Here is a 16,025-nt window from a genome sequence, read left to right on the forward strand (position 1 = left end):
TTAATACTGTTTTGTTAATTGTTGTAATCTTAAACTCATAATTTTTTTAATTGTATAAAAATAAAATACATTTGTAACTCATATAAATAAATGTAATGAAAAATATCAAGTTTAAGCCTACGGTAGTGACGTTAACTGCAGTAGTTATTTGTTTCTTAACTGTTTCTTGGGGAATTGTAGGACATGAAAGAATTAATAAAGCAGCAGTGATGGCTTTACCAAAGTCACTTCAGGTGTTCTTTTATAACCACATCGATTTTATTACACAAGAATCGACTGTTCCTGATTTAAGGAAATATATTTTACAAGATAAGGCCGAAGGACCTAGACATTATTTTGACATGGAGAATTTTGGTTCGGTAGATAGTTTTCCAAAAACTATGGCAGAAGCCAAAAAGAAATACGATGATAAATTTTTGTCTAAAAATGGAACTTTGCCTTGGCACATTCAAGAAATGATGGGAAAGTTAACTCAAGCTTTTAAAGACAAAAGAAAATCAGAAATCTTATTTATTGCAGCTGATTTAGGTCATTATATAGCAGATGCTCACATGCCGTTGCATACTTCAGATAACCACGACGGTCAACTTACGGATCAAAAAGGAATTCATGCTTTGTGGGAAAGTAGATTGCCAGAATTATTTGTAAAAAACTATAAATTTACGGTTGCTCCTGCCCATTTTTATGAAGATGTAAACAAAGCGACTTGGGACTTGATTAAGGACACCCATAGCTTAGTACCAGCATTATTAGCTGCAGATAAAGGATTGAGAACTTCATTACCTACAAATCAAATTTTTGTTACAGATGCAGAGGGAAATATTGTAAAAAATAAATACAACGGAGTAAAATATACCGATGAATATGCGGAGAAATTCAATACTGCTTTAAACGGTATGGTGGAAAGCCAAATGAAGAAAGCAGTTACCGCTACAGCTAGTTTTTGGTATACGGCTTGGGTAAATGCAGGAAAACCAGATTTAAGTAATTTAGATGCTTCCTCACTGACAAAACGTAATGCTAAGTGTTTGAAAAAAGACAATCAACTTTTCAAAAAAGGAGATTTATTTGGAATAGAAAGTGATAAAGACGCTGAATAAATAATTTTAATAATAACAAAAAAGCCTGTGATTTTCACAGGCTTTTTTGTTAAATTAATTCTTCTGATATTTCTTTTTCTTTAGCATATCTGATGCGGTTTGATAGAAAGAAATGGTTTCATTTACTAAATCCATTCGGTCTTTATTGAGCGGTTTTTCATCATAATAAATTTGAAAATCGGCACCAACACCAGACTTTGGTAGTAAAGTTAATTTGTATTGTTTATAAGCTTGTTTAGGAGAAATAATAGTTAAAACATTATCTTTTATGAATCCTAAATCTTGATAAGTTGCAATCAATGCTCTTGGCTTATAATCTGGTTTTAAAACATCCTGACCATAAAACTTAGATTGATAATTGAAGTTTAATATCCCAAAAACAGTAGGCATAATATCTATTTGTGACATTAGTTTATTGTACTGTTGTGGCTGGATAAATCCTGGGCTATAGATCATAGCTGGAATTCTATATTTGTCCAAAGGCAATTCGGTTTTTCCAGCACTTGAAGCACAATGATCGGCAAGAATTACAAAAACGGTATTGGCGAACCAAGGCTGTTTTTTTGCTTTTTCAAAGAAATTTTTCATAGCAAAATCAGTGTATTTTACACCTCCATCACGTGATTTAGCATCTCCAGGAATGTCAATTTTGTTGTTTGGATAAGTAAAGGGTCTGTGATTACTTACCGTCATAATATGATTAAAGAAAGGTTTGTTTTCATTTGCTTCAGCGTTCATGACCTTTATGGCTTTGTTGTACATGTCTTCATCACAAACTCCCCACACATTCGAAAAAGTGATTTCTTCAGGTTTAAACGTCTTTTTGTCTACGATATCATATCCATTTCCTGAAAAGAAATCTTCCATATTGTCAAAAAAAGAATCTCCTCCATACAAGTATTTTACATTATATCCTTTTTGCTTAAATACACTTCCTGTTGTAAATTTGTCTTTATTGTCTTTTCTTTTCACTACACTTTCACCTGCAGTAGGAGGTAAGCATAGTGTTACGGCTTCCAATCCACGAACAGTTCTGTTTCCCGAAGCATAAAAATTGGTAAACAGCAAACTTTGTTTTGCTAAACTATCTAGAAAAGGAGTGATTTTTTTATCGCTTCCATAAGCTTCCATAAAGTCAGCACTGTAGCTTTCAATTGTAATTAACACTACATTTTTATGCATTTCAGCAGCAGCACTTTTGATTTCCCTTAAAGTAGATTCATTTGAAATACCTGGAATTTGTTGAGAAAGTAAGGTATATGCTTCTTTTTCTGGTAGCGTTTTATAGAATTTAAAATAATCCAATTCACTATTCATGAAAGCCAAATAAAACTTATAAATCCCGTTTGCTTGCAATTCATTAGCAAATATATTTTGAGAATTTTCTTGATTTGCCAATGAAGGAATAACAAATAAGGAGCTTACAAATAAAACTAAATATAATCCTGATATTTTAATTTTCTCTACAAATGTTGGAATGTTGTCAATATAGTTTTTTGATTTACCAACAATAAAATAGGTAACGATTCCAGCAATAAGGAATAATCCTGAAAATAATGGAATGACAGGATAGGATTCCATGATATTTCCAATTACTTCATTAGTATAAACTAAATAATTTACAGCAATAAAATTATATTTCACTCCAAATTCATTCCAGAAAAAATATTCACTTATGGCATTTTGTAAAATCAAAACAACAAATAGAAACATAACAAAACTAAAAAGCCAAAATCGAATCTTATCTCTGTGTTTTGGCAAAAAAAGCAATAAACCAAACAAGCCTGTTTTGATTCCTACAAATGCCAAACCTATTTCGGGTAAAGCACCACCATACTCATTAAGTATTGATTTTCCTGAAAGAATATATAAAAACAAAGCAATTAATAGCCCAAAAAGAATATAGCCATATGGTTTTAAATATTTTGCATTGGATATAAAAATAAGATACAGCCATAAAAAACCACTTGCCAATATAAAAACAAAAATATCCGAGATAAAACCTAATGTAAATATTTTGATTGCGTCTATTCCTTTGAAAGAGGCTTGTGTAATAGGATGAAAAAGTAAAACGATTCTTAATATAAAACTTACTAAAACGTAAAACAGGGTAAGGTTATAAAAAGGGGATAATTTTTTAAAAAAAGACATAGCTAGTTAGTTTTATGCAAAAATATGCAATTTGGTACATAATAGTACTAAATTTTTTATGGTATTGTATTCTTAATTTTGGCTTAAGAACTCTTTAGTATAACAATAATCACTTTGTTTTTGAGTTAAGTTTGTAAAATATTATATTCCATAAGTTTATAAGAATATTTTCAATCAATAATGCTCACAAAATAAAAATATAAAATGAAAAAAAACATGCTATTACTATTGTTTTTTATGGGAACAATAGGATATTCACAAGATTGGAAAACGGATATTAATCTTGCAAAACAAGAAGCAGTTGCACAAAACAAACCCATTTTACTTGTTTTCTCTGGTTCTGATTGGTGTGCACCTTGCATAAAGTTAGATAAAACGATTTGGCAATCTGCAGAATTCAAGAAATATGCAACTGAACATTTGGTTTTAGAACGTGCCGATTTTCCAAAGAAAAAACAAAATCAACTAGAAACACAAATCAAGAAACAAAATCAAGACCTTGCTGAAATATATAATAAGGATGGAATTTTTCCTTTGGTAGTTGTATTAGATACTACTGGAAAAGTATTGGGCACTACAAGTTATAAAAATATTTCTCCAACGGAATATATTGGATTGCTTAATTCATTTTTAAAATAATGACAATGCGACAATTATCTTCCTGTATTTTCTTTTTTATAGCATTTGCAACTTCGGCACAGGTTACCCAAAAAAGAACTTTATCGATGTTAGGAAGCCCGTTTGAAATGATTGTGGTGGCTAAAGATATTCCAGAAGCCGATGGATATATTGATATGGCTGTAGCGGAAGTCTCTCGAATTGAACATTTAATTTCCGACTGGATTCCAACAACTCCCATATCCGAAGTCAATAGAAATGCAGGGATAAAACCAGTAAAAGTACCTCAAGAAGTATTTGACTTAGTAGGAAGAGCGATAAAAATATCAGAATTGACTTCGGGCGCATTTGATATTAGCTATGCTTCAATGGATAAAATTTGGAAATTTGACGGAAGCATGACACAAATGCCAACACCAGAAGAAATAAAAAATTCGGTTAGTAAAGTAGGATATAAAAATATCATATTAGATCCAAAAAATACAACTATTTTTCTTAAAAATGAAGGAATGAAATTGGGTTTGGGAGGTATTGGTCAGGGATTTATTGCTGATAAAATTAAAACGATGCTCATCGGTAAAGGGGTAGTAGCTGGAATAGTAAATATATCGGGAGATATCAATACTTGGGGTAAACAACTCGACGGTGAGAAATGGAAAGTGGGGATTAAAAACCCAATGAATAAAGATAAAATTTTCGCCACTTTTCCACTTGAAGATAGTTCTGTAGAAACATCAGGAAGTTATGAAAAATATGTCACATTCAATGGTAAACGCTATTCCCATATCATTGACACCAGAACGGGTTATCCAGCATCAGGAGTGATTAGTGTCTCTGTTTTTGCAAAATCAACTGAATTAGCTGATGCATTGGCCACAGGTATTTTTGTACTTGGAGTTGATGTAGGTTTAGATTTAGTGAATCAACTGCCTGGAATTGGCTGTATTTATGTTGACGATAAAGGAAAAATATCCACCTCAAAAAATATTGATTTAAAAAATTATAAAAATGAATAAATGGCCCTTTTTTTTAGTTTTAGCGCTAGCAATGCAATCCTGTGTTGCTGTGAAAGAATATGATAAATTATATATCAATGATCCCGACATGAAGTTAGCTGCAAAGCCAGCTGAAAAATACGAGACTACTTTTCAAGTATACCGTGAAGCTGCTGCAGGTGCAAATGGAGGAAAAACAGGTGGTGGTTGTGGATGCAATTAATTTATTAAAGATGAAAAAAATATTAATTGCAATTGTTGTATTGATTAATTTCACTGCTTTTGCGCAAGAAAAAGAAACGGCTACTACTTTTAAAAAGAGGGTTTTAGAAAATACAGAAGTGGATTTTTTATTGAGTTATTACAATCAAGATGGGACACATTCACCAGTTAGTGGTGGTATTGGTTCAGAAAAACTAACTGATATTGCTTCTAATATAGTGGTTGCAGTGCCTATTAATGATGATGACGTTCTTACATTTGATGTTGGAATCTCTACTTATACATCAGCGTCTTCCAGTAATATTAATCCTTTTAATTCCAATAAAAGTTCTACATCAACATCTTCTGGCGCTTCGGGGAAAACGACTTCTACAACAGTAAGTTCTGCACCTTACGGAACACCTTGGCAAGCTTCTTCCGGAGCTTCAAAGAGTGATCAGTTGGCCTCAGTTTCGGCAAATTACAGTCACAGTTCGGATAATAGAAATAATTTGTGGAATGCAGATATTGCTGTATCTAATGAGTTTGATTATACTTCGTTTGGTTTTGGAGGTGGGTACACTAAATTATTCAATGAAAAAAACACGGAGATTAGTTTGAAAGCGAATGCTTATCTGGATCAATGGAGACCCATTTATCCAACGGAATTGCATGAATATGCCACTTATGGTGCTAATTTTCAGAACCAAGGATATTTAACTGGTGTTACAATTATGGATCGATATGGTAATAAATCAACGAATTATTTGCCGTCTGCTTTTGCACCCTATACTAATTCAAATAGAAATTCGTATTCTGCTTCGATTTCCTTTTCACAAATCATGACTAAAAAGATTCAATTATCGATATTTATGGATCTTTTGAAGCAAGAAGGATTATTAGCTACACCGTATCAAAGGGTTTATTTTGCTGATAAAGCCAACTATTATATTGGACAAGCACAATATATTCCAGTGTATGGGTCTTATGAAAATAAAGGAGTATATCAATTAGCAGATGATAAAGAAAGATTACCTAGTACTCGATTTAAAATTCCTATTGGCGCTCGTCTAAATTTTTACATCAATGAATATGTGGTTGCACGTGCATATTATAGATATTATCAGGATAATTGGGGAATTCAAGCACATACGGCATCAATAGAGTTGCCTATAAAAATAAATTCAAAATTTACGGCGTATCCAATGTATCGCTACTATACGCAAACAGCATCTGATTATTTTGCACCTTATGAGCAGCACCTTTCAACCGAAAAATATTATACCTCCGATTATGATTTATCTAAATTTGTAAGCAATCAATATGGGCTTGGTTTTACGTATACGGATATATTTGCTAGAGCAAGAATCTTTGTATTAGGATTAAAATCAATAGATTTGCGATTGAATCATTATCAAAGAAGTGATGGTCTATCAGCAAATATTGCTTCTTTTGGGTTTAAATTTGAAGTACAATAAAATAATTTAATAAATGCATATTTTAATAGTTGAAGATGAATTAGGTATTATTCAATTTTTGCAACAAGGTCTGGAAGAAGAAGGATATAACATCACTTGCGCAACCGATGGTTTAAAAGGATTTGAATTAATTCAAAAGAACAACTTTGATTTAATTTTATTAGATTGGATGTTACCTAAAATGAGTGGTTTGGATTTGTGTAAAGCCATCAGAATCAAAGATACCAAAGTGCCTATTCTTTTTTTAACTGCCAAAGATACTATTCAAGAAACGATAGAAGGGTTGAAAGCGGGAGCCAATGATTATATAAAAAAACCTTTTAGTTTTGAAGAATTGGTAGAGCGAATCAAGATTCACTTTCGAAACCTAAATAAAGAAGAAATTCTGAATTTAGGGACTATTGAAATCAATAGAACAAAGCACATCGTATCAGTTAAACAAGAAGAAGTTTCATTGACACAGCGTGAATTTGAGTTGTTGTATTATCTCATTAAAAACAAAGGTAAAGTATGTACAAGAAATCAAATAATTGAAGATGTTTGGGACATCCATTTTGAATATGATACCGGTGTAATTGATGTTTTTATCAATGCCATTCGTAAAAAATTAAACCTAAAAATCGAAGAAGATTATATTAAAACAGTTCGTGGTGTAGGTTACATCGCTAATGACTAATGAATATGCAACAACTTTCTTTTAAAAATAGAATTGCTTCTAATTATATAATCACAACTGCACTTTTAATTTTTGTGGTGTTTTTTGCTATACATTCTATCGTAAAATTTAGTGTTTATAATCACGTAAATACTGATATTTCAAAAGAGGTCAACAACCATTTGAATGAAATAGAAATTAAAAACAACTCTTTTTTCCTAATCCATATGGAAGAATGGAAAGAAAGAGAGCACAATACGGTTGATGTAAATCCTGTATTTATTGAATTTTTGGATGCAAATGGGGATGTTCTTGAAAAATCACCTAATTTAAAGAATCAAATTTTATATTTTAATAAATCTGTTCCAGACAATGAATTGTTTGACTCAAAAATTTTAAAAAATAAAATTCGTCAAATTCAAGTTCCTATCTATCAAAATGAAAAAGTAATTGGTTATTTAATAATTGCCATGTCGCTTGAAGATGCTTCCATGGTACTTCAAAATTTATCAGAAATATTAATTATCGCTTATCCTTTAATTCTACTTATCCTTTTTCTTATCGCAAGATTTATTGCAGGTAGAAGTATAAAACCAATCAGTTCTATTATAGAAACCTCAAATATTATTACAAAGGATAATTTAAAGTCCAGAATTCCATTGCCACAAAAAAAAGATGAACTTTATGTTTTATCAAAAACGATAAATAATCTTTTAGATCGAATTGAAACAGCAGTTGAAAGAGAAAGACAATTTACCTCAGATGCTTCTCATGAATTACGAACACCTTTAACAGTCATTAAAGGAACATTAGAAGTTTTAATACGAAAACCGCGCAATCAAGAAGAGTATCATGATAAAGTTAATTATTGTATTACCGAAGTAAATCGCTTAAATAATATTGTTGACCAACTACTTTTACTGGCAAGATATGAGAATCAAAATCAATCTATTAAAATAGAAAATGTTTGTTTGAATGCCATATTATTAGATACTATTTCTAGATTTTCTACTTTAATTCAGTCTAATAATATTCAGGTTAATACACAATTTACAAATGAAATATATGTAAAAAGTGACCGCTACTTAGTGTCCATTATTATTAATAATATTGTCTCGAACGCAATTAAATATTCAAATTATGATGGTCAGTTGGCAATTGTATTAACTGAATTAGAAGGAAAAGTAGTCTGTACTATTGCTGATTCAGGGATTGGAATTCCAAAAGAAGATTTACAAAAAATATTTAACCCTTTTTTTCGTTCTCAATCTACAGATCATCCAGATATTAAAGGGACTGGTTTAGGACTTTCGATTGTTAGTAGATTATGTAAATTACTGAACATTAAAGTTACTATTTCTAGTCAAGAAAATGAGGGAACACAAGTGGAACTTCACTTTCATTAAGTATTCTTTAAGTATCCCTTAAGACTATCTTAAGTTAATCCCTATCTTTATATTTTACTTTTGAAGGATCAAAATAAAATATTTATGTTAGAAAAAATTATAGCTTTTAGTCTAAAAAACAAACTCATTGTTTTATTATTCACTCTTTGTATTTTAGGATTTGGCGTTTTTTCTATATTCCAAATTTCTATTGGTGCTGTTCCAGACGTAACCAATAATCAAGTTCAAGTAATCACTACTTCACGTAATCTTTCAACCCAAGACATTGAGCAATATATTACATATCCTGTTGAAATTGAAATGGCCAATTTGCCAGGAGTAAAGGAAATTCGTTCCATTTCAAAATTTGGATTATCAGTTGTCACCATTGTTTTTGAGGATGATTTAGGTACTTATTTACCAAGACAATTAATTGCTGAAAAAATTAAATCGGCTTCTGAGAAAATACCAGCCGGTTTTGGTACTCCTGAAATGGGGCCAATAACCACTGGACTTGGTGAAATTTACCAATATACACTTGAAGTACAACCTGAATTTAAAAACAACTATTCCGTTACTGATTTAAGAACGATCCAAGATTGGGTAGTAAAAAGGCAATTGTCAGGAATTAAAGGTGTTGTTGAAATTAATACTTGGGGAGGGTTTTTAAAACAATATGAAATTGCTATTAATCCATCCCAGTTGAAAGCAATGAATATTGCTACAACGGATGTTTTTACAGCTCTTGAAAAAAATAACAGTATTGCAGGTGGTGCTTATATTGAGAAGATAAATCAAAGTTATTTTATTCGTGCCGAAGGAAAAGTTAAAAACTTGGAAGACATTGAAAACATTGTTGTTAAAAATAGTAATGGTTTCCCTGTTTATATAAAGAATGTGGCTGATGTTCGTTTTGGTCATGCCAATCGTTTTGGTGCCATTACTGGTAATGGAGAAGGAGAGAAGGTACTTGGCCAGGTGATGATGCTAAAAGGAGCCAATTCAAAACAAGTCATTAATGATGTGAAAGATAGAATTGCTATCATTCAAAAATCACTGCCCGAAGGCGTTTATATCAATGGTTTTTTGGAACGAAGTGAGTTAGTTGGTAAAACTACTTTTACAGTGGCTGAGAATCTTATTTTGGGTTGTTTAATTGTCATTTTTGTGGTGGTTTTATTATTAGGAAATTGGCGTTCAGGATTAGTTGTAGCTTCAGTCATACCATTGTGTTTGTTATTTGCAATTTCACTCATGAATATTTTTGGAATAGACGCTAATTTAATGAGTTTAGGCGCCATCGATTTTGGAATAATAATTGACGGTGCGGTTATTATTGTTGAATTCATTGCATTCCAAATAGCCAGTAAATCAGCACAGTTAGGGCCACTTTCCAAAGAAGACCGACAATTAGAAATTGATCAAATTACGTATAAGAGCGCTTCTAAAATGATGAATTCGGCTATTTTTGGCCAACTTATTATTTTGATTGTTTTTATTCCAATTCTTTCTCTTTCAGGAATCGAAGGTAAAATGTTTAAACCCATGGCGATGACTTTTAGTTTTGCTTTGGTGGGGGCTATGATCTTCTGCTTTACCTATGTTCCAGTGGTTTCTTCGTTGTTTTTAAAACCAACCGTAGAAAATCCAAAATCGTTATCTAGTAAATTAATTCGAAAGCTAAATTCTTGGTATTTACCTCTTATAACTTGGGCTTTGGTTAATACTAAAAAAGTATTGTATGGTGCTTTTGGATTATTAGTTATGGCGATCGTTTTATTTACCACTATGGGAGGGGAGTTCATTCCAACACTTGACGAAGGGGATTTTGTCATTCAACCTGTTCTTAAAACGGGAACAACATTAACAAAAACGATAGCTACTACTACCAAAATCGAAAAAATAATACTCAAGAATTTCCCCGAAGTGGAGCAAGTGGTTAGTAGAATTGGTGCTGCCGAAGTTCCTACAGACCCAATGAGTATGGAAGAAAGTGATGTAATTGTAAAATTGAAACCAAAATCAGAATGGGTATCGGCATCCAGTAAAGATGAATTGGCAGATAAAATTAAAATTGCCATAGAAAAGGAAATTTCAAATATGGAAATTGAATTCACACAGCCGATAGAAATGCGTTTTAATGAATTGATTTCAGGCACACGTTCAGATGTGGCGGTGAAGATTTTTGGTGAAGATTTAAATGTTTTGGCTCGAAAAGCCCATGAAATTAAAAAAGCTATTGCAAAAGTAGAAGGAGCTTCGGATATAATAATTGAAAAAACCGAAGGATTACCGCAAATGACAGTAAAATATGATCGTTCAAAAATTGCTCGATATGGTTTGAATATTTCTGATTTAAATGAAATGATAGCGCTTGGTTTTGCAGGAAAAACGGTTGGAAATGTGTTTGAAGGGGAGAAACGATTTGACATGGTTATCCGTTTAGATCAGTCCAATAGAACGGGTATAAATGACTTAAAAAACCTTTATATAACCACTTCGTCTGGAGAGCAAATTCCGTTGCAGGAGTTAGCAAGCATAGATTATACCGAAGGTCCTGCTAAAATTTCAAGAGACAATACGAATAGAAGAATTGTCGTAGGAATCAATGTGCGAAATAGAGATTTACAAAGTGTAGTAACTGATATTCAGAAAATTGTAGACACTCAAATAAAGTTACCTACAGGGTATTATGTGCAATACGGGGGGCAATTTGAAAACCTCCAAAGTGCCAAAGCCAGACTGATGATTGCAGTCCCAATTGCGCTATTTTTAATATTTATATTATTGTATTTTGCTTTTGGTTCAGTAAAAGAGGCCTTGATGGTATATTCGGCCATACCACTTTCGGCAGTTGGAGGGGTATTGTTTTTATGGATTCGAGGATTGCCTTTTAGTATTTCTGCAGGAGTTGGATTTATTGCGCTGTTTGGAATTGCTGTGCTAAACGGAATCGTATTAATTGAGCATTTTAAAGAATTAAAACACCAGGGAATGAAAAATATTGATGAACTTATTTTAAAAGGAACTACTGATCGATTGCGTCCCGTGCTATTAACTGCTGCCGCTGCCGCTCTAGGTTTCTTACCAATGGCCATTTCATCATCAGCAGGAGCAGAGGTGCAACGCCCTTTAGCAACGGTAGTTATTGGAGGTTTGTTTACAGCAACCATCTTAACGATGATTGTATTGCCTATTTTATATAAACTTTTTGAAGGGAAAGAATTTAGAAAACCAAGATTTAAAAAACATCATAGTGCTACTTATATCATATTTTTAATATTAAGCAGTTCTTTTAGTTTTGCACAAAATACTACTACTGAATTAGATAGTTTGATTTCAAAAGGGATAAGTAACAACAAGGGATTAAAAGCGCATCAATTGCAAGTAGATAAATTCCAGGCAAATATAAATAGCGCTTTTGCATTCGATAAAACGAATATCTACTACAATTATGACCAAAATAATGTTGCCTATAACAATGAACCTTTAAAAATATTAGGGATTCAACAACGCTTTTCTTTTCCTACCGTTTATGGTGCTCAGAAAAAAGTAAATACAACAGAATTTGAAAAAGAAAAGGCTAGTTTTGAGATTCAAAAAAACAAAACTTCCTTAATGATTTCTAAGGTTTATTATCAAATCGTGTACTTACAACATGAAGAAAAACTGTATCAATATTTAGATAGTTTGTATCAAAATTTTTCTAAAGCAAGTGATAGACGATTTGAATTAGGGGAGACGAATTATCTCGAAAAAATCACTGCAGAAGCCAAATTCAGACAGATAAAAACGAAACTTTCTCAAATAAAAAATGAAAAGCAAGCGGAGTATGAAACATTACAAGCATTAGTACAATCAGAGGATAAAATAGTAATTAAAAGCATAAAAATAATACCGTTAAATGACTTAACTAATGAATTAAGTAAATTAACCTATAATTATTATTTAGAAAGTGTTAGTAAAAATTATGAAAGTCAAATATACCTTCAAAAACAAAATTGGTTTCCAGATTTGCACTTAGACTATTTTAGAGGTTCTAACAAAGGAATTTCGCAATCTTTGAATGGTTTTCAAATTGGAATTGCAGTTCCTATTTTATATACTGCGAATATTTCAAAATCAAAAGTGGCAAAACTTGAACTGCAAAGCTGGGAGCAACAAAAGCAAAATGAAACCCAAAAAATGGATAGTTATTTAAATCAAAAAAAGAATGAATTAGCAAAATACCAAGATGCTTTAAATTATTACAATCAATACGGTAAAAAACTTTCGAACGAAATTATTAAAGTAGGAAATTTGAGTTTCAAACATGGAGAGATAGATTTTTTTCAATACATCCAAAGTTTAGAAAATGCTACCATTATTCAAGTAGATTATTTAGATAATGTACTTCAATTCAATAAAACACAACTTGATATTCAATACCTTAATTACTAAAATATTTAAAATGAAAAAAACACTATATATATTTACTCTTTCCATTCTATTTGTTTCTTGTAAAGAGACAAAATCAGAAGAAGTCATTGATAAAAATGACAATCTAATATCAGTTACAACAGCTCAATTTAAGTCGGGTGCAATGGAAATTGCAGCTCCTGTTGAGGAAGATTTTGACGTAACGGTAAAAACATCGGGAAAAATTGATGTACCGCCACAAAATAGAGCTCAGATCACTTCGTTTATAGGTGGATATGTGAAATCTACAACACTTCTAGTAGGTGATAAAGTGAGTAAAGGACAAGCTTTATTGACATTAGAAAACACAGAATTTTTAGATATTCAAAAAGAATATTTAGATGTTGCAGAGCAAATTAAGTATCTAAAGTCGGAGTATGAACGTCAGAAAACATTATTCGATGAAAAAATCACTTCTCAAAAAAATTATTTAAAAGCAGAGAGTGACTATCGCAGAGCAAAAGGGATGTACCAAAGCTTAAAAGCAAAATTATTGATGCTTAATATTAGCCCTGCAAATGTTGAAAAAGGATATTTAACTTCTGTAATAACCATTTATGCCCCGATATCTGGTGATATTGTTGTAATGAATGCCAATGTAGGTATGCACGTTTCTCCATCGGATGTAATATTAGATATTATTCAAACTTCTCATTTACATTTGGAATTAAATGTTTTTGAAAAAGATATATTGAATGTAAAAGAAGGACAAAAAATTAAGTTTACTGTTCCAGAGGCTTCAAAAGATATTTTTAATGCCGAAGTTCATTTAGTAGGAAAATCGATAGAAGGAAGCGATAGAACAATCAATGTTCATGGCCATTTAGACGAAAACATGAAACAAAAATTGATAACAGGAATGTTTGTAGAAGCTGCTATTATTGTGGATTCAAAGAAAGGTTTAGCAATTCCTACCGAAGCATTAATAACAGAAAATAATAAATACTTTGTACTTTTATTTAAAGAAGATAAAAACAACAGTTATTTCTTTAAAAAAGTGGCAGTTAAAGTTGGCGAACGTTCTGAAAAATTTATTGAAATTCTTCCGGATACTCAAATTAATTCATCTTCAAAAATTTTGATTAAAGGGGTTTTTGATGTTACTAATTAATCGATAATTATGGATTTAAAAAAATTAAAAGAGCAATTACAAGTAGAAGTAGATACTGCATTTTTGTACGAAAGTATTGCTGCTATTCAAACGGATGATAATTTAGTTCGTGTTTTACAAAGTTTAGGTGAAATTGAAAAGGGGCATGCTAAACATATGTTTGACAAAGTCATTTCATTTGAGTCTAATTATAAAATGCCACTGCCTTCTTCTAGAGCAAAATTTCAATTAAAACTTGGTAAGTTTTTTGGCTACGGATCGATAATCAGTAGTTTATCCAATATTGAAAAGCAATTTGCGGTTAACGCTATTAAAAATAAATTACAAAGTGGTGAAAAACCAACAGGTTTTGAGCACAATCATCTTAAAATAATTGAAGCAGTAAATGATAATGCTGCGTTGAATGTTTCGGGAGGTTTTCTATCTAAATTTGAAAGCCGACATAAATCAGTGGGAGGTAATGCCTTGCGCGCTGCTGTATTAGGTTCGAATGATGGCTTGGTTTCCAATATGAGTTTAGTAATGGGAGTTGCAGGTGCCGCCGTTTCTAATAATACTATTTTACTAACTGGAATTGCAGGGTTAATGGCAGGAGCAATTTCAATGGCTTTGGGAGAATGGTTGTCCGTACAAAGTTCGAGAGAATTGAACCAACGCCAAATTGATTTAGAAACAGAAGAACTAGAAGCTTCGCCAGAAGAAGAGAAAAAAGAGCTTGTTTTATTATATCAAGCTAAAGGAATGAATATGGAAGAGGCTAAAAAATTAGCCGATAAAGCATTTGAAACTCCTGAAACTGCAATTGATGCAATAATTAAAGAAGAACTAGGAATAGATAAAGAAGAATTAGGTGGTTCCGCTTGGGAAGCTGCAATTGCCTCTTTTGTCCTTTTTTCAATAGGAGCCATAATACCATTATATCCTTTTATGATTTTGGACGGGATGAATGCCATTTATTTAAGTATTGGCAGCAGTGTAATAGGGCTTTTTGGAATTGGTGCTGCAATAACGTTACTAACAGGGAAAAGTATATTATTTTCAGGTTTTAGACAAGTATTTTTTGGCTTAGCGGCAGCGGCCGTCACCTATGGAATTGGATCATTGATAGGCGTATCCTTAGCAGCTTAGATTTCAAAAGGAATTTTCTTATTAAATCAAAAAATAAAGTAAATTAAAATGTTATTTTTAATTTTTAAAATGAAACCATAAAATTTAAAATATGAATGATGCTCATTTACACTTAGTAGTTAACCATTTTCCAATTATTGGATCTATATTGGGCCTTGGGGTTTTAATTGCTGGACTATTTTTAAAAAATAATTCGGTTAAGAATACAGGTTTTTTTCTACTTATTATTGCAGCTGTTTTCGCGTTGGCAAGCATGGCAACAGGTGATGGCGCTGAAGAAATGGTAAAAGATATGCCTACAATTGGAGAAAAAATTATTCATGAACATGAGCAAATAGCCGAGAAATTTGCTTTGGTGTTATATGCAACTGGTATTTTCAGTATTGTATCACTTTATGCAACTCATAAAAGAAATAAATTTGCAAAAATAGTAACATACATCACTTTGATTCTGGCGTTAATTGCTGCTGGACTATCAACGTTCGTAGGAACATCTGGTGGAGAAATTCGTCATACTGAAATTAGAGATAACAATGACACTTTGGATTCTAAAAATATAAATAGTGTCCGTCCCGGTTTTAATGATACGCTAAAAAGGAAAGTCGACGAATAAGATATTTAACAATAAAATAGCAATTAGTTAAATTTAAAATAGCGTTTTAATTAAAATATGATTTATATTTGCATCAGAAATTAAAGTTCTAAAACAATAACACAATTATGTTTACAAAACAATTACATCATC

At 31.7% G+C, this 16,025-nt stretch carries 12 protein-coding genes; 11 read left to right on the top strand and 1 reads right to left on the bottom strand.

All coding sequences use genetic code 11. The annotated features are described in order from the left end of the window. Positions 1 to 95: 95 nt before the first annotated feature. Complete coding sequence (locus AB3G36_RS11805) at positions 96 to 1,100, top strand: zinc dependent phospholipase C family protein (protein ID WP_367752985.1); 1,005 nt, start codon at positions 96 to 98, stop codon at positions 1,098 to 1,100. A gap of 54 nt (positions 1,101 to 1,154) precedes the next feature. On the opposite strand, the gene AB3G36_RS11810 is transcribed toward AB3G36_RS11805, so the two are convergent. Next, entirely contained in the window at positions 1,155 to 3,251 is a 2,097-nt protein-coding gene (locus tag AB3G36_RS11810) for an LTA synthase family protein (RefSeq protein ID WP_367752987.1), read from the bottom strand. Positions 3,252 to 3,455: 204 nt separating this feature from the next. Here AB3G36_RS11810 and AB3G36_RS11815 point away from each other — a divergent pair, with 204 nt between their 5' ends. From AB3G36_RS11815 to AB3G36_RS11860, 10 genes are all read left to right on the top strand, one after another. Next, positions 3,456 to 3,890 (top strand): thioredoxin family protein, encoded by a 435-nt coding sequence (locus AB3G36_RS11815; RefSeq protein WP_367752989.1) that lies wholly within the window; start codon positions 3,456 to 3,458, stop codon positions 3,888 to 3,890. Between the two features lie 5 nt (positions 3,891 to 3,895). Continuing rightward, positions 3,896 to 4,885 (top strand): FAD:protein FMN transferase, encoded by a 990-nt coding sequence (locus tag AB3G36_RS11820; protein ID WP_367752991.1) that lies wholly within the window; start codon positions 3,896 to 3,898, stop codon positions 4,883 to 4,885. After that, on the top strand, positions 4,878 to 5,087 hold the full coding sequence (locus AB3G36_RS11825) for a DUF4266 domain-containing protein (protein ID WP_367752993.1): 210 nt from the start codon (positions 4,878 to 4,880) through the stop codon (positions 5,085 to 5,087). The genes AB3G36_RS11820 and AB3G36_RS11825 overlap by 8 nt, the downstream gene beginning before the upstream one ends. A 10-nt stretch (positions 5,088 to 5,097) precedes the next feature. Continuing rightward, positions 5,098 to 6,543 carry a DUF3570 domain-containing protein gene (locus tag AB3G36_RS11830; RefSeq protein WP_367752995.1) on the top strand — a complete coding sequence of 482 codons (1,446 nt, stop codon included), beginning with the start codon at positions 5,098 to 5,100 and terminating at the stop codon, positions 6,541 to 6,543. 13 nt (positions 6,544 to 6,556) lie between these two features. After that, complete coding sequence (locus tag AB3G36_RS11835) at positions 6,557 to 7,219, top strand: response regulator transcription factor (protein WP_367752997.1); 663 nt, start codon at positions 6,557 to 6,559, stop codon at positions 7,217 to 7,219. A 5-nt stretch (positions 7,220 to 7,224) separates the two neighbouring features. Next, positions 7,225 to 8,604 (top strand): sensor histidine kinase, encoded by a 1,380-nt coding sequence (locus AB3G36_RS11840; protein WP_367752999.1) that lies wholly within the window; start codon positions 7,225 to 7,227, stop codon positions 8,602 to 8,604. A gap of 84 nt (positions 8,605 to 8,688) precedes the next feature. After that, on the top strand, positions 8,689 to 13,023 hold the full coding sequence (locus tag AB3G36_RS11845) for a CusA/CzcA family heavy metal efflux RND transporter (RefSeq protein WP_367753001.1): 4,335 nt from the start codon (positions 8,689 to 8,691) through the stop codon (positions 13,021 to 13,023). 10 nt (positions 13,024 to 13,033) lie between these two features. Next, a complete protein-coding gene (locus tag AB3G36_RS11850) occupies positions 13,034 to 14,152 on the top strand; it encodes an efflux RND transporter periplasmic adaptor subunit (RefSeq protein WP_367753003.1) in 1,119 nt (372 codons plus the stop codon). A gap of 9 nt (positions 14,153 to 14,161) precedes the next feature. Then, entirely contained in the window at positions 14,162 to 15,280 is a 1,119-nt protein-coding gene (locus AB3G36_RS11855) for a VIT1/CCC1 transporter family protein (RefSeq protein WP_367753005.1), read from the top strand. 91 nt (positions 15,281 to 15,371) lie between these two features. Further along, on the top strand, positions 15,372 to 15,893 hold the full coding sequence (locus AB3G36_RS11860; protein WP_367753007.1) for a DUF2231 domain-containing protein: 522 nt from the start codon (positions 15,372 to 15,374) through the stop codon (positions 15,891 to 15,893). The last annotated feature ends 132 nt before the right edge of the window (positions 15,894 to 16,025 follow it).

Source organism: Flavobacterium sp. WC2430 (genome assembly GCF_040822075.1).
In the GTDB taxonomy this organism is placed as follows: domain Bacteria; phylum Bacteroidota; class Bacteroidia; order Flavobacteriales; family Flavobacteriaceae; genus Flavobacterium.